The sequence below is a fragment of the Clostridium aminobutyricum genome (genome assembly GCF_017255415.1).
Classification (GTDB): Bacteria; Bacillota; Clostridia; order Peptostreptococcales; family Anaerovoracaceae; genus Aminipila; species Aminipila aminobutyrica.
This window is the reverse complement of record NZ_JAFJZZ010000003.1, coordinates 240,838-265,687: the sequence shown is the minus strand read 5'-3', so window position 1 is coordinate 265,687 and position 24,850 is coordinate 240,838. Positions and strand designations below refer to the sequence as shown.

The following is a 24,850-nucleotide window of genomic DNA, read 5'->3' as shown; positions in this document are numbered from 1 at the left end:
AAAAGCAGAAAGACGGGTTCAAGTTCTTCTGCTTTATTAATATCTAACTTACCAACAATTTAGCATAACGTTCGACTAATGCCAACAAATTTTCCTACGATAAAGGGTACCGAGTTAACCTCTCAATGGCTTCATCTACCGTACTAACAAAGAATATATCCTTGCCGTGATTGCTCTCATAGATAAAATCCTTCAGCGACTTACTTGCATAATGGGAGTAGTCGCCGATAATGGCGAACTTTACCTGATAGTTGACAAATTTCTGAAGGATGTCTCCCGCAAGACGAGTGTCTAGCCTAAAAAAGTCTTCTGTAATAGCTTCTTTATTCAGTGCTATAAGATTGCATCCGGTATCATATTGAACGGTAGCTATGAAATCTAAAGAAGACTGAACATCCGCAATCATTACCTTGTCACTTTGGACAACTGCAATACAGGCATGGTCTTTTTCTATTGTTTTAACATTCATTTATCATTTCCTCTACATAAATTATTGATTCGTTGCTTCCACTAGTAAAGTAATTGAGTCCAGCATTTCCTCTGTAAACTTTACTTGTCCCCACAGGAGAACCTTTAACCTATTTTCTTTCTCATTATATTTCATATGGATAGTTGAATTCTGCATTTCAGGATCTTTGCAGTTCATGATAGCAATCAGTGCATTGGATATACGCATATATTGATCTTTATCTATTTCACTGATGTCTATAACGGTGGATACATTTATTCTTTTTTTTATAAACGTTGCAGGCCCCTCCTGAATAGAAAACCCTACCTCTGGATTGCCAATTGACTTATCCCTGTTGTTTTCCATAAAGGAATTCAGCTCATATTCAGAAATTCTCCATTGCTTTCCGATTTTGCTTGCACCGAGTTTTCCATCCGTTATAAACTTTCTGATTGTTTTGTGGTGCATATCAAGGATTTCAGCAACCTGATCAATGGTATAAAATTTATTGGGCATATCAATTCATCCTTTTCTAATCCTACTTATAAATGAATTATAACAAAATTTATTACCATTATCAATTTATTTTTAACTTTATTGTATTTTATTATACTTTATTGCGTTTTGTGCCGAACACAATAAATATGAATCGATAAATTCAGACAGCATAGACAGCTCATCGGCACTTATTTTTATTTGCTGAATATACTATCAATAGTAAAACAGGAGGTTATCTTATGAATGAACACTATCCATTCGTAAATCCGCCGCTTCCTTATGCCTATGATGCACTGGAACCGTTTATTGACACAAAAACCATGCATCTGCATCATGACAGGCATTTACAAACATATGTTGATAATCTCAACAATACGCTTCAAGACTATCCGGAGCTGCAAAGTTGGTCATTGGAAGAATTGATCTATAATGCTGACAGGCTTCCGGAAGCTATTCAACAATCCATAAGAAATAATGGTGGCGGTGTTTACAATCATATCTTTTATTTTAATGGCATGACCGATTCCGAGACACGATCGCAAGCCGGCATGCTATATCCTGCAATCATGAAGGACTTTGGTTCCACCGAGCAGTTTTATGATGAGTTTACAAAGAAAGCGCTGTCTGTCTTCGGCTCAGGCTATGCATGGCTGGTCGTAGACGAAGATGGGAATCTCAAAATCATCACATCGGCAAATCAGGATACACCTATCGCGCAAAATCTATGTCCGATTTTAGCGATTGACGTTTGGGAGCATGCTTATTATTTGAAGCATTATAACAAGCGGGCAGACTATATCAATGATTGGTACAACGTGGTCAATTGGGAGCATGCTGCTGAACTTTATGAAGAATGTGCCGGTATGATACTGGTTTAAGAAAATAATAAGAGGGGGCCTCAAAATGATTTATATGAGACCTCCTCTATTATTTTTTTGATTGTATGAATGCAGGCTACAGAGTCATCCCTGACGGTCAAACTGTATTGAAAGCTCCCTGACCCTGGCAATGCCTTTACGTAAGGCCTCCTCTAGCGATTCTCCTGCTTGCAGACTGCTCATAATCGCATCGGTAATGCCGCCTTTCGTTACCATCTTTTCTATATATTCCTCTCGTTCCTTGTCGGTACGGACAGCAGGCAAAATCTGTTGAGCCCATTCATAAAGTTCAACCATTAATGGGTGTTCTTCACCAACTTTATGAATGTGCAAATCGGTTTCTTTTCGATTGGTTTCTTTTAACAGTGCTGCAGGCAAACAAACCCCCACTGTAAAAATGTCTATCTCATTTTCTGAAAACGTTTTAACGATTCGTATCTCTATGTTTTCTAATAAGCATTCCAGTGCTTTCTGCTCCGGGTATATGGCCGCCACTCCCTGTCCGGTCAGAACGGTATCAGGCCCGCTTATCATCATCCGGCAAACAGGAGCCTGAAATACTCTTTCCAATTGTTGAATAGACAATCCCGCTGCACAGGATACAAGAAGAACCTCGCTCAATAAAGAATCTTCGTTCAAGGTGAACATGTCTTGGGGTTTCACCGTGAGGAAAATAATATCCGCTTCTTTAAATATGTCGGAATTCTTGACCAAGCACGCGGCAAGGCCATATTTTTTTAACTGCTGATACGTCAGCGGATTTCCTCTATACGAAATCAAAAGATTCTGCTTCGGCAGCCCATGCTGCACCAATGATAGAGCAATGGCCTGCCCAAGATGCCCGCCGCCTACAATTCCGATTTTAAGCGTATTCCATCTCCCCCGATCACATGTATTCATGCTTAACCCCTTCCTTTCGTAGAAACCAATAGTTCATAACCGCTATTCCCATTTACATAATCTTACTATTACACTACTGTATGGAAAGGAAGAAGTCAATGATTATGCCGCATCCTCAAACTGACTGTTATAGAGTTCAGCATAAAATCCACCTTTTTCAAGAAGCTCATCATGACTGCCACTTTCTATAATGTCGCCTTCTTTCATAACCAAAATCAGATCCGCATTTTTAATAGTGGAAAGCCTGTGTGCGATAACAAAAGATGTTCGTCCTTCTGTTAGCTTATCCATTGCTTTCTGAACAATACGCTCGGTTCGGGTATCCACAGAACTTGTTGCCTCGTCCAGAATCAGCAGCGGCGCATTCTGGATCATCGCACGAGCTATGGTGATCAGCTGTTTTTGTCCCTCTGATAAACTGGCTTTGTCATTCAGCACCGTATCATATCCGCCAGGCATCGTTTTGATAAAATGATGCAACCCGACTGTTTTACATGCTTCAATGATCTGCTCATCGGTGACGTCCTGTTTATTGTATCTAATGTTGTCTTTGATTGTACCTTCAAACAACCAGGTGTCCTGTAAAACCATGCCAAACTGTTCATGCACGCTTTTCCTCGGAACTTGACTGATCGGCGTTCCATCCAGCAAAATTTCACCGCTATCCAATTCATAAAATCGCATGAGCAGATTCACGATGGTAGTTTTGCCTGCACCGGTTGGACCGACAATGGCAACCTTTTGTCCGGCCTTGACCTTCGCTGAAAAGTTATTGATAATGGTTTTTTCCGGTACATAGCCGAATTTTACCTGTTTGAACTCCACATCCCCCTTGATGTTCTGAAGTTCTTTACTCTTTTGACCTTCCTCGATCAATTCCTTCTCATGAATCAGTGCAAACACACGCTCTCCTGCTGCAGCGGTTCTCTGCAAGTTATTGAATGCCTGTGCGAGCTGTGACAACGGCTGTGTGAACAAACGGATATACACCATAAACGCAACGATTACACCAAAAGATATGGTTCCCTTCATAGCAAGCACCGCACCGACTACACATACAGCGACATAACCGAAATTTCCTACAAATCCCATAAGCGGCATCATCAGCCCTGATAAAAACTGTGATTTCCACGCGCTGGTATACAGTTTGCTGTTAATTTCTTCAAAGATCTTTTTAGCCTCCCGGCTTCCGTTATACACCTTAACTACATTGTGGCCTGTATAGATCTCTTCAATATGACCATTGATATGACCAAGTTCTTGTTGCTGTACGGTAAAATATTTCTGTGATTTTGCCATAATGACTATCATCAATCCAAAACCAATGACGCTTGATCCCACGGCAGTAAGTGCCATAATCCAATTATTATAGAACATCATGATTAAGGAACCGACAAACATCGTGATGGAAGTTACCAGCGTACCAAGGCTCTGATTCATCGTCTGCCCGATGGTGTCTACGTCGTTTGTCACTCGGCTCAAAACATCTCCGTGACTTGTTTGGTCAAAATACCGGAGTGGAAGGCGATTGATTTTCTGTGAAATATCAGAACGCATTTTTTTTGAAATTTTTTGTGTTGCCGTCGCCATTATTAAACTCTGTAAATAATTTAGCAGCAAGGAGCCGACGTAGAAGAAGACCAGCAACCAAGCGATTCCGGCAACAGCATTCATATCAATGCTGTTCATGACAGGAACTCCGTTCACTATCGTCGGCAGCCCTTTGCCGATTTCATTGGTCAAATCTTTCAGCTTATCCGGGCCTATAATTTGAAATAGCGTCCCTGCGATGGCGGTAATCAGTGCAATGGCCATAGCAGGCAAATAGCTTCGGCAGTATTGTATCAAATGCCCCATTGTCTCTTTGAAGTTTTGAGGCTTCTCGACAGGGCCCGCCATGCCTCCGCCCCTTGCCATCGGGTTTCCGGCGGATTTTATTCGTTTATTTTCACTCATATTGCTAGTTCCTCCTCACTTAACTGCGACATAGCAATTTCCTTGTATACTTCGCAAAATCCAAGCAGCTCTTTGTGTGTTCCTTTTCCGACCACTCTGCCTTCATCAAGGACGATAATCTGGTCGGCATCCATAATAGTCCCGATTCGCTGTGCGACAATCAAGCTCGTCACCTCAGAGGTTTCTTTTTTCAGCTCTGAACGAAGCATTCGGTCGGTCTTATAATCCAGTGCGGAAAAGCTGTCATCAAAGATTAAAATTTCCGGCTTGCGACAGACAGCCCGTGCTATTGCAAGACGCTGCTTCTGCCCACCAGATATATTGCTTCCCCCTTGTGCAATGTCTGCTTCGTATTGGCCTTCCAGCTTCTCCACAAAATCTAGCCCCTGCGCAATCTTCACTGCCTTCTTGATATCATCCTCTGTCGCTTCACTGCGTCCATTGTCACCGTAACCTACGTTGGAGCTGACAGAGCCTTTAAACAATACCGCCTTTTGGGGAACATAACCTATTTTATTGTAAAGTGCTTCCTGTGAGTATTCTTTCACATTCAGCCCATCTATCAATACTTCACCTCCGGTAGCATCGAAAAAGCGGGGCACCAAATTGATCAGCGTACTTTTACCGCTTCCTGTCGAACCGATGAAGGCTACGGTCTCACCTTTTTTAACCGAGAAGCTCACATCGTCCAGCACATAATCAGCTGCACCGGGATACTTGAAACTAACATGGTTAAATACGATTTCTCCTACCTCGCCCGTTTTGCCTTCTTTTGCGCTTCCGTCAACAATCGTCGGTTCAGTTTCCAGCACCTCGTTGATACGTTTTGCAGAAACAGCAGCTCTCGGCATCAGTACAAATATCATAACAACCATCATGAACGCCATAATGATCTGCATAGCGTAGGCCGAAAATACCACCATGTTTGAGAATAGCATCAGCTTATCCACCGCTTGCGCCCCATTGATCAAATAGGCACCGATCCAGTAAATCGCAAGGGACAGTCCGCTCATCGTCAGGTACAAGATCGGCATCATAATGGCCATCCCCCTGCTGGTGAATAACTGGGTAGCCGTCAATTCCTCATTAGCAACTTCAAACTTGTCTTCCTGATACTGCTCTGCGTTATACGCCCGTACAACACGCAGACCTGTCAGATTTTCCATCGTCACACGGTTTATGTTATCGGTCAGCACCTGCATTTTGCGAAACTTCGGTATCACAAGAGCCATGAGGATAGAAACGACCAGGATCAGAATAAGCACCGTGATTCCGGTGGCCGTTGTCCATTCCATACCCTTTCCGGAAATTTTTATAATCGCCCAAACAGCCATGATCGGAGCTTTTACAACCATCTGAAGTCCCATGGTCACCAACATCTGAATCTGCGTTACATCATTAGTGGAACGCGTGATCAGGCTGGCAGTAGAAAAACGGCCAATTTCCTCCATCGAAAAAGAGTCCACCTTGGAGAACAGAAGGCTGCGAAGCCTTTGAGAAAAAGATGCGGCGATGCGTGCGGCAAAGAAGCCGACGATAATCGCTGAGGCTAAACTTCCAAGTGCACAAAGCAGCATATAGCCTCCGGATTCCCAGATATCCGCTATGTTGCTTCCTGGTGTTTGAGTAAGCCGCGTGATTTCGGACATATAATCCGGTAATTTCAAATCAAGCCAAACTTGTGTCACAATAAATATAAGGCTAATGCCAATCTGTGCCCATTCTTGCCAATTTAGGCGCTTCAAAATTTTTATCATAAAATACCCCTCCGTTTTTACAATATTTACATAATACAGTTCGAAACTAATAGTGTTAGCAATTAATCCCTTAAAAGCGGTCACTTTCTGTGACCGCCGCGTCTTCTTTATTTTCTTTCTTTGCACTTCGCAATGGCTTCCGCCAACTTGCCGGTAATACGTACGTACTCCCGGGCATCCTGCTCCCCTAGCATAGAAAGCAATGTTGTTGTCTCTTCTAACATGGTGCGATGCCGTTCTTCCGCCAGGGCCTTGCCCTCCGAAGTAAGGTCGACTAAAATCCTTCTTCGATCGCTGGGGTCGATTCGACGGGTAATCAAGCCTTTTCGTTCCAAGCTGTTCAAAGCGGCGGCAATTCGTGCAGAACTGATTCCCATGATATTACTGATCTCACTTGGCAGTGCTGAGTTGCCCTGAAAAGAAAGGTAATGAAGCATGAAAGATTCGCCATGCATGGATTCGTTAATTTGTCTGTGCGGTCTTGCTTTCTTCAGCAGGTGCATCTTTTCCATAAATTCTATGGCTAACTTTTCATAATCCATCTTGATCCCTCCTTGAAACAAAATAACCTAACTGTGTTAGTATTATAATAGTATTAATTATTAATGTCAAGAATATTTTATGATTTTTATTGATTTCCATTTAGCGGCAACAACTTGCAACCGTTAAATCGACTATCCTATCGCAAATCCTTTCCATCAAGGCCTGATCGTGACTGATCACTACTACACCGATACGATGCAGTTTGGCATAGTCAAGCACGATTTTCCAAATCTGTGTCTGGGTAATTGTGTCTAACATGGTGGTCATCTCATCCGCAATAATAAACTTCGTTTTTTCTGATAATGCTCGTAACACGCAAAACCGCTGCAACTCACCTCCGGATAACTCGCTTGGCCATCTGTCCAACCAGGCTATTTGAATGCCCATTGACAGCATTAACTTTTCGGATGGAAGTTCTGATTCACTTAACACTTTTCTCATCTTCCATTTAGGATTTATCGACTTTTCAGGGTGTTGAAAAATCAACTGTACGGGATGATACCCCCTTTGGATAAAATCCATTCCCTCCAATATAATTTGTCCACACTCCGGTTTTTGATAGCCGGCCAAAATTTTTGCCAGCGTGGTTTTCCCAAATCCACTCGGTGCTGTAATACCAACAACTTCACCGCTTTCAACTTGAATATTTATATTTTTTAAAATATACTTTTCATCGCTATATTTGAAGCTAATGTCTTTCGCGCTAAGTCGCATAAATACACCTCACCTTCCCCTCTCGAATCTCTCTGAATGCGGGCCGTTCTTTTTCACATTTCTCCGTTTTTAGGCTGCATCTGTCTGAGAACAAACAGCCTTTAGGGAGCTCATCTGCAAAAGGCTGAGTGCCCTCTATCGGTGTAAATTCGATCATCGGCCGTGCTCTATTTAATGCTTTGGTATAAGGATGCCTCAGCAGTTCTCCTTGATTATCAAAGTCCTGAACATTGGAAATTTCGAGTGTTGTCCCGGCATAAAAAATAGCAATCTTATCCGCAATGGTAAGGGCTGCCTCCATATCATGTGTAATCATTAAAATTGCACATCCACTATTTGCAAGCTCTCTGAAGTCTTTTAACACTTCTTTTAACGAATCCTTATCCAATCCGGGGGTGGGTTCATCTGCAATAATGATTTTCGGATCAGCGGCAAAGGCCGTTGCCAGCAATACCTTTCTTGCCATCCCACCGGATAATTGAAACGGATAATATTCCGCAACCTCACTCGCCAGGTTATACTTATTCAATAGATTTTCAATCACTTTAGCCCGGTTTGCCTTATTCTTAACAGAAATAGCGATTTGCTTTCCCACCTTCTGAAGCGGATCTAAATAGTTCACCGATTGAGGAACCAGTACCATTTCTTTTCCTCTGAGTTTTTCTTTGTCCCTTTGTTTCAGGCACATGCCTTGATAATAGATTTCGCCTTCTGCTCTTGCATTTTCCGGCAATAGGCCGAATATGGCGCTGGCTAATAAACTCTTTCCCGATCCGCTGGACCCCACAATCGCCACTATTTCACCTGCATATAATTCCAGATCCATGTTGCTGATGACCGTTAAGTCTCTTCTTTTCAAGCCCTTTGTATATTGAGAAAAAGAAATGCCTAAATTACTTACTTTTAGAATCGGTTCCTTTATCATATCTTACTCCTAGTATATGCGGTTTTTGGATCGACCAATTTTTCCAAATTCCTGCCAATGGAATGAACCATCATCGAAACTGCCACCAGACTGATTCCGGGGAAAAATGCCAGCCACCATTTTCCGCTGGTTAGATATTTCATGGATTCCGAGAGAATAATACCAATAGCCGGTTCGTGAGCCGGAAGTCCGAATCCAAGAAAGGTAATGGAAGCTTCATGCAGAATGGCATGGGGAAAAATTAATATAGTCCCTACAACAAGCTGGGGAATAATCTGCGGCATCACATGCTCTTTTGCTATGAAAAAGTTGCTTTTACCAAATTTCTTTGATATTTTTATATAATCCATTTCCTTAATCTGCATTACCTCTGCCCGGATTACTCTCGTCAGTGAAGTCCAATGGGTAGCAGTAACTCCTATTACAATGCCTTTCAAGCCTCCGCCGCATGCGATTGAAATCAATATAATGATAAGGGTATGCGGCACGGATAAAACCAAATCAATCAGCCATGAAACGAAGAGATCTGCTTTCCCGCCCAAAAGAGGTGCTGCTATCCCCAAAATCATTGCGATGAGGCTGCTTGTAGCAGAACAGAGTAATCCTATTTTTATGCTGAGACTAAGTCCCTTGATCGTACGGAGCAGCATATCACGCCCTACCCAATCAGTTCCTAAAAGATGTTCACTGCTTGGAGGCGCAAATATATTGGTAAGGTCTACGAACAATTCATTTTCTTTTATCAAGCTTCCTGCAATCAATAAAAAAGTAAAAAATACTATAAAAACAATAATGGATAAAATACTTTTTTCTCTAATGCCTATGGTTCCCGCTCCCAGCCTTATTCCTCCACCCTTCATTCGGATTGTATCGTCGTTTTCCATTGTCCTTTATGCGCCTCCCTAACTCTTGGATCAATTACTCTGTACAGCAGATCTGCCGTCATATTTCCTATATATACAAAAATAAGACTGATGATTACAATGCCCATCAGCAACGGCACATCTCCTCTTAGTCCGGATTGTACAACCGCTTGACCTAACCCCGGGTAGGAAAACACCTGCTCCACAAAGATCGCTCCCCCAAACAATTCACTAAAGGAAAGGAACTGAAGCGTGATTGCCGGCAGCGATACATTTTTAACCACATGATTCAGGACGATGCTTTTTGTGTTTTCACCACGGGCTTTAGCAAAAACAATAAAGTCAGACCTCATGACATCGGTTACTTTTCCTCTTGTATGCAAGCATATACCGGCGATTCCAAGCAAACTGAGAGTCCATGCAGGTAAAACGATGTGTGATATTCTATCCAAAAGGCTTACATGCTCAGCTAATACACCAGCAGGGGCACTCATGGCTACCGGGAACCACCCCAAGTGCACCGCAAAGACCATAATAAAAACCATTCCTAACCAAAAAGATGGCGTTGAAATTAACAGATGGCAATAGGCACAAATAAGTTTATCGGCAACTTTTCCTTCCCTTATCCCTGCAATAATCCCCAAAATAAATCCGATGATTCCTGATAAGGCCCATGCTAATCCCATAAGGGCTAACGAAGCCGAAAATTTTTGCCCTATCACTTCCAAAACCGGCCGTCTATAAATCATGGAGGTCCCCCAATCGCCTTGAAGGATAGAGGTGAACCATAACGTAAACCGTTCGACCGGAGGTTTATTTAGTCCCCAATGTTCGCCGATCAGGGCCCGTTGTTCTGCTCCTACCTTTGTATCTGCGCCAACGTACGCCGTAACCGGGTCAATAGGAGAACATTCCATGAGAACAAAGGTGATCAGACATACTGCCATTAATAGGGACATTAACTTTACAAGCCGTTGAAAAAGAAATTTTACGATGCTGCTTTTTTTCATTTTCTACTCCATTACTTTTCCCAGGACCATTCTGAAACATTGTCAAAGATTCTCCCGCCGTGCGGCTGAACGACCGGTTCGCCGAAACTAAATCCATCGGCAGCCAAGTATACGTGATTTGCATTTGCAAGCCAGCAATACGGCGCATCTGCCTTTGCCGAAGTATATTGTTGCAGTTCCTTCCAATACGGAATGGCTTCCGCCTCGTCTGTCGCACTGAGCGCTTTATCGATGCACTCGTTTACTTTTGGATTATCATAACATCCCGAATTGTCCCATGCGACAGGTCCTCCTGCGCAACCTCCATAGTACAGATTAAATAATTCGGATGGATCACCGGAGCCAAAACCGTACAGCACCGCTTCTTTATGTATATCCGGTAAGATGGTATCCCACGTTGTCTTTTCCAAATCTACTTGAATGCCTATTTGATTGGCTACATTTACAAATTCCAATGCCATCTCCTGTCGGTATATGCCATCCGTATACAGTAATTTAAATTTCGCTTTTTGTCCGTTTTTTTCAACGATTCCGTCGTTATCCGAATCTGCCCAGCCTCCGTCAGTCAATATTTTTTTAGCGGCTCCAATATCTCCATATTCAGACGGATCAAGAACGGCATCGGTGTTGAGCCACGGCATTTTTTCAAGGCCGGTGGTGGACACACTTCCATAACCATTCAATACGCCAGAAACAATTTTTTCCCTGTCTACTGCTGCATTTAAGGCTCTTCTGATTGAAATATCACTCGTCACATTGTTTCCCATTTCAGTTCCGTCTTCTGCTATTTTCCCCTCATTTGGAATCACCGGGAAGCAAACACCATAGCATTCAATACTTGCGATATCAACTACCTTTGCACCTTCCACCTGCTGACCTGCTAATGTTCCATTAATTGCGGCGACATCGACGGTACCATTCTTTACGGCTTCAAAAGCAGTGTCACTATTTAAAAATACCAGCGTCAATTTTTTGATGTTTGGTACTTCACCATAATAATTTTCGTTTGCCGCAGCAATGACCTGCTGTCCCTTACTCCATTCGACAAACGCATATGGTCCTGATCCGATCGGGTTATCCTTAAAGTTTTCATCATAGGCGTGTTTCGGAACAATCCCTAAATAAGCCAATCGCTCAATAAAGGTTGAATAGGGCCTTGTCAGCGTGAACTCTACAGTTGTATCGTTGATTGCCTTGATGTGGTCTATCATGGTTAAATCAATATCTGAACCTGAATCCTTTGCTGTTTGATACGTATATACGACATCCTCCGCTTTTACCTGCGTATCATCTGTAAAGAAGGCATCCTCTCTCAAGGTTATCGTCCAAGTTAATTTGTCTGGCGATACTTGATACCCTGTCGCCAAATCATTTGTCCATCCAAGTTGTTTATCTCTTTTAAATAGCGTGGAGAAAAATATCTTCGTTATGGAACCGTGACTTCCTGTCGTAGAATCAAAACCCGTTTCAGGTTCCTCGCCGATGGCAACAACCAGTTCGTTATTCGAAGCTCGTTCCCCCCTATTGGTTAATTCTTTTGAGCCCCCTTGTTTGCCGCATCCTGCAAAGCAAGTAACTGTCAGCGCAAGGATCAGCACCCATGCCATACTCTTTCTACTTTTCATGTTTCTCTCCTTCTGTTTATTAAGTTTTTATATTTACGTAAATGTACGCAAAAAAACCAGGCTTATATGAAAAAAATGCTTTTCTGACACTTTTCATACCTTCCTGGTAATATTTCATCACAACCATTATTTATAAGATTAAAATTTTAAACGATGCAAGACTTCTGTCTTCCGATTGCCTTCATGGCATACCTAACAACTATATTTTAATCTATATATTCAGCAATTTCAACAAATCCATTTAATTTATTGAAATTTTGTAAAATCTAATGATTTATTTTTTTAATTTCTTAAACAAACTGTGCCAACAAAAATATGTCCTAGTAGTAATGCATATGTTCTTAAAGTGGTTTCAATACCAGTATTTTGTTTTCACATTATTTTTCTGATCCGAGCTGCTTCTCATTCTTTTTATAATAACCGATATCCTCATCCTAATCTCTCCACTTGTCAATAGGCTAATATCTCATGTCCGTCACCCGTTACAAGTACCATAATCTCCCATTGTGCAGACGGCTTACCGTCTGACGTATAAATAGTCCATCCGTTTTTCTTATCCGGTATGATCTCATCGGTACCCATATTCACCATCGGTTCTATCGTAAATATCATCCCCGGTACCATCAGCATCTCCGTTTTGGCCTTTGAAACAAAGCTCACCCACGGGTCTTCATGAAAATCCAGACCAATTCCATGCCCGCCAATTTCTTGTACAACGGAATAGCCGTTTTTTAATGCATGTTCATGAACGGCCTGCCCCATATCCCCAAGAAAGCCCCAAGGTTGAACCTGCTGTAATCCGTATTCGATGCACTCACGAGTAACACGAACCAATTTTTCCTTCTCTTTGCCCACGTCCCCTATGCAGAACATTCTGGAAGAATCCGAGAAATATCCCTTATAAATCGTTGATGCATCCACATTGATAATATCCCCGTCGCGTAAAACCACCGTTTCCGATGGGATTCCATGGCACACCTGTTCATTAACAGAAGTGCATACACTTTTAGGGAATCCATGATATCCAAGTTGAGCGGGAATACCGCCTAATTCTGTCGTCTTTTGATAAACAAGCTGGTCTATCTCTTCTGTCGTTAATCCTGCACATATATGATCCGCAATATGATCTAAAACGGCAATATTTATTTTTGCGCTTTCCCGAATTCCTGCGATCTGATCCGGCGTCTTAATAATATTTCTAGACGGTACTATATGACCTTGCTCTCCGTAAAACTCGATTTTGTCATCAAATGATGCATGACACTTTTTATATTTTATTTGGCTGCCGCACCAGCATAAATCATTTCTTCCTATCCTATTAAGCACTTTACCATCCTTCCGTTGTCAAAGATTATTCTTTATAGAGCGTTACACTTGGGCTCTCGGTACTGGGATTACATCAGGTTTCATGTACAATTGAACTATAATTAATTGCTTTCGAAATTGATAAGGGGTACACCCATAAGCATCCGTAAAAGCTCTTGTAAAGGCTTCTTGAGATGAGAAACCATACTTTACTGCTATATCTAAAAACCTACTATGCGTATTTTTAACTTCTGCTGCTGCAAGAGTCAATCTGCGCTTTGATAGGTACTTTTTAAATGTAATTCCAATGTTTTCACGAAATTTAGCCGAACAATAGAATGGAGAATATCCGACATAATCAGACATTCCCGCAAGGGTCGGATTATCCGTTATATTATCTTCAATCCAATTAACCATATTTTCGATCGTACTTATTGACAATGGTTACCCCTCCTTCTAGGATATGCTCCCTGCTGTCCGTTTTGCCTTGCCAAGCAAGCTTGGGGCAAAACTTCAACGCTGAATTCAGTCAATCAAGTTTATTATATCATGTTATGATATCAAATATTTGATATAACTTGCGAATGATTTTTATTTTGACAATTGACGTCCTGCTAAATACGCATCCTGAAGCTAAGAAGATTTAAAATAAAACCGGGCTTTGTCCGATTGAACAGGCCCGGTTCTAATTCGATATTGAGATTTCCCCTATATGGTTCTCCGTTTCATGCAAACTATTGAGCGCTGCTGAAATCTTCGATTGGATTGAGTGGTTTACTGTTCATAATATCTTCAACCTCCTCATATCCGGCAGGGAAAGCAAAATTATACCTAGCTGGAAGGGCAAAGACATATTTCGTGTTTCGTGCAATTTCACTAGGATTGATCGGTGCTGCCCCGATGTGAAATTCATCCTTTTGAAGATTATCCCATTGAGAAAGTGTAAAGACCATAATCGGAATATCCTGACGTGGGTTTTCTGAACTCCATTCAGGGTGGCGTATGGAGATCAATGGACCGGTTTCAGTTACCTTTTGCTCCTCGGATTCCTGCAGAGAAAAGCCTTCCCATTCATCGGTTATAATCGTATAGCCTTTCCAACTATCCGGCAGCGTAAAATCAAAACCGTACTCCGTATTTTTATAAATGAGTTCCTCACTCTTTGTGGGGTCTTCATTGGTTTGATCTGTCTGCTGCGGATCCGTCTGTACATTATTTCCATTGCTGCAGCCAAACAGTAAAACGCTCATCAGAAATATTAAAACTATTTTTTTCATGTCGTAACCTCCTAATCAATTACCTGCTGCTTATATGACGAAAAAAAATGCCTTTTGTTCCATTTTTATTATTTGATCTGCGAAGAATCTTATGCGTGGCCTTTTATTCTTTATGATTGACTGATACAACATCCCTGTTTTCCAGTCTTTTATATACGTTAAAATATACCCACACCGCATTGAATAGTAATAAAGCGCTTGTTATATAAAATACAGATCGTATTCCAAAAGCGGCAGCGGCCTGACCGCCCAAAACGGAACCGCCGAACACCCCTAAATATCCGGCTGATATCGTAAAGCCGAAAATTCTGCCGGTGATTGAACCGGGCGTTATTTTTTTAATCAAGGTATTTACAGAAGGATTAAGTCCTCCCATTGTTAGCCCCAGCAAAAAGCGAAGCCCCATCAACTGCCATGGATTTGTTACAAAAGCCTGCGGAATATAGATCAATCCTGCGGCAATGAGAGAGAACAGGATGATTTTATGTGCCCCGATTCTATCTGAGAGTTTGCCAAGCCGTGGTGCGGCAATGATATTCGCCAGACCAGAAGCCGAAAATACAAGTCCTGCTATCAGCGCAACGTGACTTGTCTCTTTGCTTAACTGAGCAACATATACGGTTACAATAGGCTCGATGGAATATAAACCAAATGTGATGATAAAGTAGGTCACCGATAAAATAATGGTCAATCTTCTTTCCGGTACACTATTCCATATCTCTCTGCTGCTCAATCCTTTCTGATCCTCACGGATAAAGTTTTCCCGGACGAATAAAAGAGTGGCTAAAAAGGCTATGAACATCAGTAGCCCTGTGATGAAAAATACAGGCCGCAACCCAATCGTATCCTCAATAAATCCACCGATCGTAGGACCGATCAAAGATCCAGCGACATTTGCCGTTGAAAGCATCCCCAAGGCATATCCGGCGTGTTCCTTATCGGTTTGAACTGCAATCAAAGTCGTGCAAGCCGTGCTGTATCCTGTGATGGCACCCTGCAATAACCGCAATACAATCAGCATGACTACATTGGTGGAAAATCCCATACAGAAGATGATAATCGCCATGCCGAGACTTGCCCGCAATAACATAGGCTTACGCCCTACTTTATCCGCAGCGTGACCCCAGATGGGCGAGAAGATTGCAGAAACGATGTAAGTAATACCAAAAGTAAGACCGGATAATTGGGCAATTAAGCCCACGCTGTTAACGCCAAGTTGTTTGATGAAGAGCGGCAGGACGGGCGCGATTTGGCTCATTCCAATTCCCGTTACAAACATTCCAAACCAACAGACATATAAATTTCTTTTCCAAATTGGCATGAAAAAGCCCCCTATTTCTAGCTTCTATACTCTGACATGTACTATTAGTGAGTATAGTCTATCAATAAGAGGGTCTATATTCCATGTACGATTCTAATGTCCATGAACAATTCTGCTATAAAATTGTGAAGGGGTAATTCCCTCCGCTTTTTTAAACATTCTGCTAAAATAAAATTCATCGGTAAATCCAAGTTCCTGAGATACTTCCTTAATCTTTTTATTTCCTTCGATCAGAAGCTCCTTGGCCTTGTCTATTTTTAACTTGTTGAAATACTCAATGATTGTATACCCCGTCGTTTCTTTGAAAGTCCTCGACATATACGCCGGTGTCATCTGAAGCCTTTCAGACAGCTCCGGTAAGGTTATTTTGCCATTTATATGTTGGTGCATGTACTGAATAATCTTTTCAACCTTTATGGACATCGCAAAATTTTGCGGATGCTTATTCAAGTTTTGTACGATTGTTATGATCAACTGCTGGAGCATTGTCCTAGCCATGAATTCATAGCCGGGCAGCTTTTCATTCCAGCAATCAACTAATTTCTGAAATTGCTCTTCTACGAGATAGGCATCCTTTAGCTCCTGTGCCGATTTATGTGAAAGAATCCTTGCTTCATTACAAATAGCCCATTTCCCTTCATCAAAGCTTACATGTATATAACTAAAATGAACGGTCAAAAATCCGGCCGGCACAGTGGTATCCAACTCTATCGAATAAGGGATTCCCGGACTGAGGTACAGCAGCATTCCCTTTTTTACAGGATACTTCTTATTCTTAATTTTAAAGCTTCCGATTCCATTGCAGACAAAAATAAGTTCATGATGCTGCAGTGTCCTTGCAATTTTCGGTGTAAACTGTCCGGAGTCTTTAAATTTTTTGCCGTTACAATAATGAATGTGAAAAAAGAGGTCGTTGATATTGTTCATAATTCCTCAATCCCCCTGTTCATCAACCAAAGGGACACCCAACTCATACTTATTTTTCCAGAGCATAATCATCTTTTCCTTTCTTATCCAAATTTTCCCTATCGTTATTATATCATACAAGCCATGTCGCCGTATGATTCAATGAACGCTTCCTTGCGGCAACGCCGTATTTCAATCTTAGCGTTCATTATATCATACAAGCCGTGTCGCCGTATATGATGCCTGTCGTATCAAGAATCCGGCAGCAACTCGTCCATCTGATTTTTGGCTTCCTCTGACAAAGAATCGCCTAGAGAATTACGGGTGATTCCCTGCATCTCCTCGTATTTCATCTTGAGCCTTTCACTGGCCGCTTCCACCTCTATCTTCAATTCTCTGGCGGATAGCAAAGCACTTCCTGCGCCCCTTACGATCAGCTGCTGCAAGCCATCTGAGGTTGCAACGGTGATGGCATATTTTTTCTGATTGTCATGGGCAAATTTTTCAATATACTGATCCGCTGTTTGCGCTTCTTTGGTATAGACAATATGGAGGTTATGATAGTCAATCAATTCCTCACGGCGGCCTTGAACACGGTATGCATCAAACACAACGATAATTTGACATTGCCGAATCCCCTGATAATTGCTTAGGATATCCAGCAATTTCATTCTGGCGCTGTCCATATTCCCCTCGGTAAGCTCTTTCAGTTCATCCCATGCATAGATCACGTTGTAGCCGTCTACAAGGAGATATTCTTCCTTGTTTTGCTTCTGCTCTGCGGTATAGGTAACGGTAATGGGCTCATACCGGCCTTCACCGGGTTTTTTGCTTCTTTTCCACGCAGACTTTTTGCCTTGATTTGAATAGAAGGTTTTATTGATAATTTGGTCAATCTCTTCTAAACTGATAGGCCTTTCCGCTGGAATTGAAGCTCGGCTTTGGGCAGTTCCTCCCGATAAATCCTCTTTCATCTGAAGAGTACTTTCAACGTGCATCAATCCTTTGACTTCATTCCAATTCACTGAAAATCCTGCGCCATTTGCACAAAATACAGAACCGGTCGGATTCTCGGTGTCCCTTTCTGAATCATATCCGAACCGTTCTATAACCTCGTCTGCATTATGACAGGGTTCATATCCTTTTAAACTGCAAAAAAGACGTCCCAGACCCTTTGTATAGGAAATGACCTCTTTCTGGTAATTTCGCATGGTTGTAACAGGTGCGCTCCCTACAAGAACCGCTATTTCTCCATCCGTCTGCGATAGTTCGCTCACGCCGCACATGTTCTCGATGTCTGTCATTGCTCTTCCCACCATTTTTTCAGGCAATTCTAACTGAAAAGCATAATAAGGCTCCAACAATACAGATTCCGCTTCCTTTAAACCCTGACGCACTGCACGGTAAGTAGCCTCCCGGAAGTCTCCGCCTTCTGTATGTTTATTGTGTGCTCTGCCTGCGGCTAAAGTGATTTTCATATCCGTAATCGCCGATCCTGTTAAAACCCCCTTATGCTCTTTTTCTTGCAGATGAGTTAAAATCAACCGCTGCCAGTTTTTCCCCAGCACATCTTCGCTGCATTCTGTCCCAAATTGCAGACCGCTTCCCGATTCTCCAGGCTCCAATAGCAGATGCACCTCCGCATAATGCCGGAGTGGTTCGAAATGTCCTACTCCTTCGACTGTATTGGCAATGGTCTCCTTATAGACGATACTTCCGGCATCAAAGGTGACCTCGACGCCAAAGCGGCTTTGTATCATACTCTGCAAAACTTCAATCTGCACCTCCCCCATGATCTGAGCTTGGATTTCCTGCAGCTGTTCATCCCAGACAATATGCAGTGCCGGTTCCTCTTCCTCCATCTGACGCAGTTTAGGCAGCATCACTCTTGGGTCGCAGTCTTCCGGCAGGTTCATCTGATAAAAGAGTACGGGTTCCAATACCGGGGTATCAGAAGCTTCTTCAATCCCTAAGCCTTCTCCCGGTCTAGTCTGACTGAGTCCTATTACGGCACCTATAGAACCCGCCTCTATTTCATTCACTGTCTCATATTTCTGTCCGGAATAGAGCCGGATTTGATTCACTTTTTCTTCCCATATGCCATTTGTTAAAACCTCTTTCACCTTCAATTTTCCGCTTGTAATTTTCATGTGGGTCAGACGGTTCCCCTGCTCGTCTCTGGTTATTTTGAAGATTTTAGCGCCGAAGTCCTTTGGATAATAAGGGTTTATGGTATAGCGCGCAATGCCCTGCAATAATTGCTCAATGCCGTCCAATTTTAAAGCCGATCCGAAAAAGCACGGAAATACGCCGCGTTCCTTAACTGCCCTTTGAATTTGTTCCGTTTCAATATGCCCGGTTTCCAGATACGCCTCCATCATGCGTTCATCACACATGGACAGTTGGTCGTAAAAACTGTCTGCCCGGACTTGTTCAAATTCAATGCATCGGTCATCCAGCTGTTTTTTTATTTCTTTTATCAGCTTATCCTTATCTGCCCTATTCTGATCCATTTTATTGACGAATATAAAGGTAGGAATTTGATAGAAGTCAAGCAGGCGCCACAACGTTTTTGTATGCCCTTGCACGCCGTCCGCACTGCTTATGACTAAAATGGCATAGTCCATTACCTGAAGGGTTCGTTCCATTTCAGCCGAAAAATCCACATGTCCCGGCGTATCCAGTAAGGTAACCTGCGTATCTCCCATTTCAAATATGGCCTGTTTGGAGAAAATGGTGATCCCTCTTTCTCTTTCCAGCTCATAGGTATCTAAATAGGCATCTTTGTTGTCAACTCTTCCCAATTTTCCGATTTTACCGCTCAGATAGAGTAAACTCTCGGACAAGGTCGTCTTCCCTGCATCCACATGCGCTAATATACCGATCACTAATTTTTTCATCATCTATTTCAAATCCTTTATTTTTTCTATTTTTAAACACTACAGCTCGTCTAGCCGCATGTATTTCTTTTATTATTATGATACCAGTAAGTCCAGCGTTTGACAATTTTAAAAGAGTGGAGTAATTTACAAGACAGATAGGCTGTTGTATAATGATTTTACATTTTAAACATATGAGGCGGTTTAGGATTGGGTATCCTCGCTTCAGTCGAAGCAGAAAGGAATAAATCATGAAACTTTATATACGCCAAAAAGTATTTTCTTGGGTAGACCAGTTTACCGTAAAGGATGAGACTGGAGCCGACAAATATTTTGTAGAAGGGGAGTTCTTTTCTTGGGGGAAGAAACTTCATGTCAGTGATGTCTTCGGTCGTGAAACGGCCTTTATTCAGCAGAAGGTATTCAGCTTCCTGCCGAAATTTTTCGTCTTTATAGAAGGGGAGCAGATTGCAGAAATCGTCAAGGAATTTACGTTCCTTAGTCCTAAATACAGCATTGAAGGGCTGGGTTGGGAAATCAACGGCAGTTTCATGGCGCATGATTATGAAATCACCCAGCATGGACGCCCTATCGTTCGTATTCATAAAGAATGGATGACCTGGGGGGATTGCTACGAACTTGAAATAGCCAACGAACAGGATGAAATGATCGCTTTGTCCGTGGTTCTTGCCATCGACTGCGTGATGGCAGCTGATGCTGCCGGTGCTTCCGCTGGGGCAAACGCGGGCAATTAGAGCCGCCTTCTCAACCTTCATCCCTATTGATCTATTCTTTATCTCGAAATTTCCGAATCGATCAGATCATAGTGAAGATGAATGGCTTGTATACCAAGGGAAAGGTCTTTTGTAACAAGCCCTTTTACTATATTTTCATGAGTAGTCATCAACGTAAGCTCCCTTTCCGGAGCGGATTCGGTGACTACTTTTTCTATCAACTCACTGCACACCTTGGACAGGGAGTCCATAATACTGATAATCAAAGTGTTCTTACTGCCGGCAATGATCCTATCATGAAATTGCTTATCCAACAAGGCTTTATCACGCCCCGTATTTTGTTTCATTTTTTCTACAAGATCCGTCAGGTCTTTTAGCTGTGAATCGGATAAGTACCGCATGGCGCATCCATACGCATAAAGCTCGATGGCACGGCGCAGCTGACTGATTTGTAGATAATCCACTTGCTTCACCAAAAGCATTAAGGCCATGGTCTCCGTCAAATTCTTCTCAATATTGGTAATCAGATAATTACCGGAGCCCTGCCTGCTTTCTATCATGCCCATTGCATCCATGATCCGAAGGGCTTCACGAATAGAATACCGCCCTACCGACAAGGTTTCTGCCAGTTCCCGTTCCGTAGGAAGTTTATCACCGGAATGCAAATCGCCTTTTCCGATTAATTCTTTGATATAGTTGATTACTTTGTTATATTCTCTGCTCTCCATAACCTATTTCCACAAATTCCTTTTCTTTTTCTCTATAAATTCGGCAATCAGTTCCACACAGGAATCAATTCCGATTTCTCCGCTATTTACAGCAAGATGATAGTTTCTTGCATCTCCCCATTCCTGATCCGTGTAGAATTTATGGAAAGAAGCCCGCTGTTTATCTGTTTTCTCAATGAGGTTCAGTAGACCTTTTTGATCAATTCCATAGACATCCTTTACACGCTTTATTCGCTTTTCCAGTTCTGCATGGAGAAATACGCTTACCGTATCAGGAGTATCCTTAAAAATATAATTTCCGCATCTCCCAATGATAACGCAAGGTCCATTCTCTGTAATACTTTTCATAGCATCAAATTGCATTTTGCCGATATTTTCAGAGTAAGAATCCATTGCTATCGCATATAAGAGGCTGTTGACGGGCTTTTCTTCATAGAAAGACAGGATTTCATCATAAATACCCTTCTCTCTTGCCACTTTGAACAAGGCTTCTTTATCATAAAACGGTATTTGATAGTGTTCGGCCAGCCTCTTTCCGATTTCATGGCCGCCGCTTCCATATTCTCTTCCGATGGTAATAATCATGTTATGCCCTCCAATCTATTTATAGAAAATTTGCAAATACGGAGGCACCCACCACCGTGATCAATCCCGCAACGGCAATAGCCAAGCTGCTCATTGCCCCTTCAACTTCTCCCATCTCCATGGCTTTTGCCGTACCGATGGCATGGGCTGACGTGCCGATGGCCACTCCTTTCGCAATGGGTTCTTTGATTCGAAATAATTTGCATACATATTCCGCGATCATGTTGCCGAACACTCCGGTTACAATGATGACCGTAACGGTAATCGTTACAATACCGCCCAGCTCTTCCGAAACACCCATTCCGATGGCCGTGGTGATGGATTTTGGAAGCAAGGTCGTATATTCCTCATGAGAAAAGTGAAATAACACAGAAAACACAAAAATACTGCCCAGGCTCGAAATAACCCCTGAAATAATCCCTATCAGGATGGCTTTTAAATTACTTTTCAATAGATCCATCTGCTCATAGAGCGGAATGGCAAGGCATACGGTAGCCGGAGTCAGCAAATAGCTCAAATATTTTGCTCCATTGTTATAGCTGTCATAATCCACTTGAAATAAGATCAATACAAGCATCACGAAGACAATGGAAATGAGCAGAGGGTTAAAAACGGCCCATTTAAATTTCTTCTTTAAGAGTCGTCCGACTTCATATCCGATGATACTAATCAGTACACCAAAGAAGGTCGACTCTGCCAGTAAATGATTCATGCCTTCCTCCTTTTATCCAGTCGGATCACCAACTGGGTAACTCTTCCCGTAATCACCATTACAATCACCGTTGTGACCATTGTAATAATAATGACAGGAAACCAGATATCTTTCAGGGCTATCCACGAATTTAAAATACCTACCGCAGCAGGAATAAACATCAGCGGCATAATTTCTATCAGAAAACCAGAGGATTCTTTGACCTGCTCCAACTTAATGATCCCGGTCATAAGTGCTATCAGCATCAGTATTAAACCATAGATACTGGCGGGGATAGGCAGCGGAATAAAGTATTTGAACCCTTCACCGAGAAAGGTAATAAGTAAAATAACTCCAAACTGTTTTAAAAATTTCATACGAACACCTGTTACATTTTATCAAAATCTTTGATTCTATCCTTTCCTTTTATTATAGCGTGAATCTCGTCATCTAGAATTGGTAACACCAATTTACAGAATATTTTATTCCTAAAAAAATGTAAAGTCAATACTTAGAATATATAATTAGTCATTTTCCAGCACCATTAAGAACGTTTTCTGATGTGCTCAATAGGTTTAAGCGCATAAAAAAGGGGCTTAATCAGCCCCAATAATTTTCATATAAACCGGCAATCAAGTGAATTTTCTCTTTTTATTATACAGTCAATATCGTCTTCAAGTCTTGGTCAGGGGTAGAAATATGGTTAAGCCGGAACGTATCGACCAGAAGCTGTAACACATTTGGACTGAGGAAAGCCGGAAGCACGGGACCCAGATAGATATTCTGTACATTTAGCGAGAGCAGTGCCAGCAATACGGCCACCGCCTTTTGTTCATACCATGATAAAATAAAAGAGAGCGGCAGCTGATTGATGCCGCACGCAAAAGCATCGGCCAGTGCTTTTGCAATCACGATCGCAGAGTAAGAATCATTACACTGACCCACATCCAGCAGACGGGGTATGCCGTCAATCGCTCCGAACTCCAAATCATTCATACGGTATTTTCCACAGGCCAAAGTCAAAATCATACAATCGTCGGGAAGCAGTTTTGCAAATTCGGTGTAATAACTTCGCTCACGATGTGCCCCATCACAACCTCCGATCAGGAAAAACCTCTTGATTGCTCCGTTCTTTACCGCTTCTACAATCTTATCCGCATGCTCCAATACGGCCCTGTGTCCGAACCCTACCGTAATTTCTTTTGGCATTTCGTCTTCCTCAAAACCACCTAATTCCAATGCTTTGTTAATCACGGGCGTGAAGTCTTTGGTTCCGTCTTCTCCCTTTGGAATGTGTGTAAGTCCTTCAAAGCCCACAACACTCGTCGTAAAAATTCGATCCTGATAGGAAGGCTGCGGTGTCATCAGACAATTGGTGGTCATCAGGATGGCCCCCGGCAAATTCGCAAACTGTTTTTGCTGATCTTGCCATGCTCCGCCAAAATTGCCTGCCAAATGTGGATAAGCTTTCAGTTTTTCGTACCCGTGAGAAGGAAGCATTTCTCCATGCGTATAGACATGAATCCCTTTGTTTTCTGTTTGTTCCAGCAACCGCTCAAGATCATGCAGATCATGACCGGAAATAACAATAAGCGGGCCCTTTTTTAATCTCCGATTTACTCGATGAGGAGAAGGTGCCCCAAATCTTTCATTATTTGCCCTATCCAAAACGCTCATTACCTTTACCGCCATCTGCCCTGTCTGCAAGGTCAAAGCAACCAAATCATCGATTGACAACGAATCATTGGTGGTAGCGGCTAATGCTTTACAGTAATAGTTGTCTACTTCATCGTCCCAGTAACCAATGAACCGCGCCTGATGTCCATAAGCCGCAATCCCTTTCAGACCGAATTTAACAGTTTCCCGCAGGGAACGAATATCCGCATCCAGTGTCTGGTCGTGCATAATTCCGGCTCTTTTCATGTTTTGCAATATAAAATTGCGATCGGACTGCAACTGAAAAAGAGCTTCATCTCTTGTCGTAACTATATGCGGCTGCTCTTTACGAATCTTTTCTTTCAATAGCTGAGACTTTTTCAGCATCTCAATATGTGCTTTTTCATCAAAATTAACGTTGGTCAGCGTCTGAAATAGGGAATCCTCAATAAACGAAACATATTCCTTGGGTACATTTTCCCCTTTTTGCAAATATCCTTCGGCATAGATCGCAATACCTTTTAACTGGTAAATTAATAAATCCTGCATTCCGGCTACTTCCGGCGTTTTCCCGCATACACCTCTTTTGGTACAGCCTTTGCCCCCTGCCGTTTGTTCGCATTGATAACAAAACATTAAATTATCCATTTT

The 24,850-nt window shown here is 42.2% G+C and carries 24 protein-coding genes; 2 read left to right on the top strand and 22 right to left on the bottom strand.

The features are described from left to right. Window positions 1-94: 94 nt before the first annotated feature. Entirely contained in the window at window positions 95-469 is a 375-nt protein-coding gene (locus JYB65_RS09685) for a DUF4180 domain-containing protein (protein ID WP_206582461.1), read from the bottom strand. A gap of 21 nt (window positions 470-490) precedes the next feature. Then, on the bottom strand, window positions 491-964 hold the full coding sequence (locus JYB65_RS09680; RefSeq protein WP_206582460.1) for a helix-turn-helix domain-containing protein: 474 nt from the start codon (window positions 962-964) through the stop codon (window positions 491-493). A gap of 221 nt (window positions 965-1,185) precedes the next feature. Here JYB65_RS09680 and JYB65_RS09675 point away from each other — a divergent pair, with 221 nt between their 5' ends. Further along, window positions 1,186-1,824 carry a superoxide dismutase gene (locus JYB65_RS09675; protein WP_206582459.1) on the top strand — a complete coding sequence of 213 codons (639 nt, stop codon included), beginning with the start codon at window positions 1,186-1,188 and terminating at the stop codon, window positions 1,822-1,824. 84 nt (window positions 1,825-1,908) lie between these two features. Here JYB65_RS09675 and JYB65_RS09670 read toward each other — a convergent pair whose 3' ends face one another. The 15 genes from JYB65_RS09670 to JYB65_RS09600 form a co-directional block, all read right to left on the bottom strand. Next, window positions 1,909-2,724: a pyrroline-5-carboxylate reductase family protein gene (locus JYB65_RS09670; RefSeq protein ID WP_206582458.1), complete on the bottom strand. Its 816-nt coding sequence runs from the start codon at window positions 2,722-2,724 to the stop codon at window positions 1,909-1,911. Between the two features lie 102 nt (window positions 2,725-2,826). Continuing rightward, entirely contained in the window at window positions 2,827-4,680 is a 1,854-nt protein-coding gene (locus tag JYB65_RS09665; protein ID WP_206582457.1) for an ABC transporter ATP-binding protein, read from the bottom strand. Beyond that, a complete protein-coding gene (locus tag JYB65_RS09660) occupies window positions 4,677-6,437 on the bottom strand; it encodes an ABC transporter ATP-binding protein (RefSeq protein WP_206582456.1) in 1,761 nt (586 codons plus the stop codon). Before JYB65_RS09660 ends, JYB65_RS09665 begins: the two co-directional genes overlap by 4 nt. Window positions 6,438-6,544: 107 nt before the next feature. Further along, the gene (locus JYB65_RS09655) at window positions 6,545-6,979 is read right to left on the bottom strand and encodes a MarR family winged helix-turn-helix transcriptional regulator (RefSeq protein WP_206582455.1); all 435 of its coding nucleotides are present in this window, start codon (window positions 6,977-6,979) and stop codon (window positions 6,545-6,547) included. A gap of 100 nt (window positions 6,980-7,079) precedes the next feature. After that, the gene (locus JYB65_RS09650) at window positions 7,080-7,694 is read right to left on the bottom strand and encodes an ABC transporter ATP-binding protein (protein WP_206582454.1); all 615 of its coding nucleotides are present in this window, start codon (window positions 7,692-7,694) and stop codon (window positions 7,080-7,082) included. After that, complete coding sequence (locus JYB65_RS09645) at window positions 7,684-8,619, bottom strand: ABC transporter ATP-binding protein (RefSeq protein ID WP_206582453.1); 936 nt, start codon at window positions 8,617-8,619, stop codon at window positions 7,684-7,686. Before JYB65_RS09645 ends, JYB65_RS09650 begins: the two co-directional genes overlap by 11 nt. Further along, window positions 8,616-9,503 carry an ABC transporter permease gene (locus JYB65_RS09640; protein WP_245156647.1) on the bottom strand — a complete coding sequence of 296 codons (888 nt, stop codon included), beginning with the start codon at window positions 9,501-9,503 and terminating at the stop codon, window positions 8,616-8,618. Before JYB65_RS09640 ends, JYB65_RS09645 begins: the two co-directional genes overlap by 4 nt. Then, complete coding sequence (locus JYB65_RS09635; protein WP_206582452.1) at window positions 9,476-10,492, bottom strand: ABC transporter permease; 1,017 nt, start codon at window positions 10,490-10,492, stop codon at window positions 9,476-9,478. The genes JYB65_RS09640 and JYB65_RS09635 overlap by 28 nt, the downstream gene beginning before the upstream one ends. An 11-nt stretch (window positions 10,493-10,503) precedes the next feature. Further along, entirely contained in the window at window positions 10,504-12,117 is a 1,614-nt protein-coding gene (locus tag JYB65_RS09630) for an ABC transporter substrate-binding protein (RefSeq protein ID WP_206582451.1), read from the bottom strand. Between the two features lie 450 nt (window positions 12,118-12,567). After that, entirely contained in the window at window positions 12,568-13,443 is an 876-nt protein-coding gene (locus JYB65_RS09625) for a methionyl aminopeptidase (RefSeq protein WP_206582450.1), read from the bottom strand. 42 nt (window positions 13,444-13,485) lie between these two features. Then, window positions 13,486-13,863: a helix-turn-helix transcriptional regulator gene (locus JYB65_RS09620; protein ID WP_206582449.1), complete on the bottom strand. Its 378-nt coding sequence runs from the start codon at window positions 13,861-13,863 to the stop codon at window positions 13,486-13,488. 293 nt (window positions 13,864-14,156) lie between these two features. Further along, window positions 14,157-14,699 carry a PsbP-related protein gene (locus JYB65_RS09615; protein ID WP_206582448.1) on the bottom strand — a complete coding sequence of 181 codons (543 nt, stop codon included), beginning with the start codon at window positions 14,697-14,699 and terminating at the stop codon, window positions 14,157-14,159. A gap of 103 nt (window positions 14,700-14,802) precedes the next feature. Further along, a complete protein-coding gene (locus JYB65_RS09610; RefSeq protein ID WP_206582447.1) occupies window positions 14,803-16,020 on the bottom strand; it encodes a multidrug efflux MFS transporter in 1,218 nt (405 codons plus the stop codon). Between the two features lie 93 nt (window positions 16,021-16,113). After that, window positions 16,114-16,947, bottom strand: a complete 834-nt coding sequence (locus JYB65_RS09605) for an AraC family transcriptional regulator (RefSeq protein ID WP_206582446.1) — start codon at window positions 16,945-16,947, stop codon at window positions 16,114-16,116. A gap of 230 nt (window positions 16,948-17,177) precedes the next feature. Further along, entirely contained in the window at window positions 17,178-19,826 is a 2,649-nt protein-coding gene (locus tag JYB65_RS09600) for a translation factor GTPase family protein (protein ID WP_206582484.1), read from the bottom strand. Between the two features lie 230 nt (window positions 19,827-20,056). Here JYB65_RS09600 and JYB65_RS09595 point away from each other — a divergent pair, with 230 nt between their 5' ends. Continuing rightward, window positions 20,057-20,560 carry an LURP-one-related/scramblase family protein gene (locus JYB65_RS09595; protein ID WP_206582445.1) on the top strand — a complete coding sequence of 168 codons (504 nt, stop codon included), beginning with the start codon at window positions 20,057-20,059 and terminating at the stop codon, window positions 20,558-20,560. A gap of 38 nt (window positions 20,561-20,598) precedes the next feature. On the opposite strand, the gene JYB65_RS09590 is transcribed toward JYB65_RS09595, so the two are convergent. The 5 genes from JYB65_RS09590 to hcp all read right to left on the bottom strand — a co-directional run bounded on the left by JYB65_RS09590 (window position 20,599) and on the right by hcp (window position 24,847). Next, entirely contained in the window at window positions 20,599-21,267 is a 669-nt protein-coding gene (locus tag JYB65_RS09590; RefSeq protein WP_206582444.1) for a FadR/GntR family transcriptional regulator, read from the bottom strand. Window positions 21,268-21,270: 3 nt separating this feature from the next. Continuing rightward, complete coding sequence (locus JYB65_RS09585) at window positions 21,271-21,852, bottom strand: cytidylate kinase-like family protein (RefSeq protein WP_206582443.1); 582 nt, start codon at window positions 21,850-21,852, stop codon at window positions 21,271-21,273. A gap of 19 nt (window positions 21,853-21,871) precedes the next feature. After that, window positions 21,872-22,564, bottom strand: a complete 693-nt coding sequence (locus JYB65_RS09580) for an LrgB family protein (protein WP_206582442.1) — start codon at window positions 22,562-22,564, stop codon at window positions 21,872-21,874. Next, the gene (locus JYB65_RS09575) at window positions 22,561-22,920 is read right to left on the bottom strand and encodes a CidA/LrgA family protein (RefSeq protein WP_206582441.1); all 360 of its coding nucleotides are present in this window, start codon (window positions 22,918-22,920) and stop codon (window positions 22,561-22,563) included. The genes JYB65_RS09580 and JYB65_RS09575 overlap by 4 nt, the downstream gene beginning before the upstream one ends. Window positions 22,921-23,197: 277 nt before the next feature. Beyond that, complete coding sequence (gene hcp, locus JYB65_RS09570; RefSeq protein ID WP_206582440.1) at window positions 23,198-24,847, bottom strand: hydroxylamine reductase; 1,650 nt, start codon at window positions 24,845-24,847, stop codon at window positions 23,198-23,200. Window positions 24,848-24,850 lie beyond the last annotated feature (3 nt).

Bases quoted from the DNA above. Each gene is read 5' to 3' on its own strand.
- JYB65_RS09685 (WP_206582461.1), bottom strand. From the start codon at position 469: ATGAATGTTAAAACAATAGAAAAAGACCATGCCTGTATTGCAGTTGTC.
- JYB65_RS09680 (WP_206582460.1), bottom strand. From the start codon at position 964: ATGCCCAATAAATTTTATACCATTGATCAGGTTGCTGAAATCCTTGAT.
- JYB65_RS09675 (WP_206582459.1), top strand. From the start codon at position 1,186: ATGAATGAACACTATCCATTCGTAAATCCGCCGCTTCCTTATGCCTAT.
- JYB65_RS09670 (WP_206582458.1), bottom strand. From the start codon at position 2,724: ATGAATACATGTGATCGGGGGAGATGGAATACGCTTAAAATCGGAATT.
- JYB65_RS09665 (WP_206582457.1), bottom strand. From the start codon at position 4,680: ATGAGTGAAAATAAACGAATAAAATCCGCCGGAAACCCGATGGCAAGG.
- JYB65_RS09660 (WP_206582456.1), bottom strand. From the start codon at position 6,437: ATGATAAAAATTTTGAAGCGCCTAAATTGGCAAGAATGGGCACAGATT.
- JYB65_RS09655 (WP_206582455.1), bottom strand. From the start codon at position 6,979: ATGGATTATGAAAAGTTAGCCATAGAATTTATGGAAAAGATGCACCTG.
- JYB65_RS09650 (WP_206582454.1), bottom strand. From the start codon at position 7,694: ATGCGACTTAGCGCGAAAGACATTAGCTTCAAATATAGCGATGAAAAG.
- JYB65_RS09645 (WP_206582453.1), bottom strand. From the start codon at position 8,619: ATGATAAAGGAACCGATTCTAAAAGTAAGTAATTTAGGCATTTCTTTT.
- JYB65_RS09640 (WP_245156647.1), bottom strand. From the start codon at position 9,503: ATGGAAAACGACGATACAATCCGAATGAAGGGTGGAGGAATAAGGCTG.
- JYB65_RS09635 (WP_206582452.1), bottom strand. From the start codon at position 10,492: ATGAAAAAAAGCAGCATCGTAAAATTTCTTTTTCAACGGCTTGTAAAG.
- JYB65_RS09630 (WP_206582451.1), bottom strand. From the start codon at position 12,117: ATGAAAAGTAGAAAGAGTATGGCATGGGTGCTGATCCTTGCGCTGACA.
- JYB65_RS09615 (WP_206582448.1), bottom strand. From the start codon at position 14,699: ATGAAAAAAATAGTTTTAATATTTCTGATGAGCGTTTTACTGTTTGGC.
- JYB65_RS09610 (WP_206582447.1), bottom strand. From the start codon at position 16,020: ATGCCAATTTGGAAAAGAAATTTATATGTCTGTTGGTTTGGAATGTTT.
- JYB65_RS09605 (WP_206582446.1), bottom strand. From the start codon at position 16,947: ATGAACAATATCAACGACCTCTTTTTTCACATTCATTATTGTAACGGC.
- JYB65_RS09600 (WP_206582484.1), bottom strand. From the start codon at position 19,826: ATGAAAAAATTAGTGATCGGTATATTAGCGCATGTGGATGCAGGGAAG.
- JYB65_RS09595 (WP_206582445.1), top strand. From the start codon at position 20,057: ATGAAACTTTATATACGCCAAAAAGTATTTTCTTGGGTAGACCAGTTT.
- JYB65_RS09590 (WP_206582444.1), bottom strand. From the start codon at position 21,267: ATGGAGAGCAGAGAATATAACAAAGTAATCAACTATATCAAAGAATTA.
- JYB65_RS09585 (WP_206582443.1), bottom strand. From the start codon at position 21,852: ATGATTATTACCATCGGAAGAGAATATGGAAGCGGCGGCCATGAAATC.
- JYB65_RS09580 (WP_206582442.1), bottom strand. From the start codon at position 22,564: ATGAATCATTTACTGGCAGAGTCGACCTTCTTTGGTGTACTGATTAGT.
- JYB65_RS09575 (WP_206582441.1), bottom strand. From the start codon at position 22,920: ATGAAATTTTTAAAACAGTTTGGAGTTATTTTACTTATTACCTTTCTC.
- hcp (WP_206582440.1), bottom strand. From the start codon at position 24,847: ATGGATAATTTAATGTTTTGTTATCAATGCGAACAAACGGCAGGGGGC.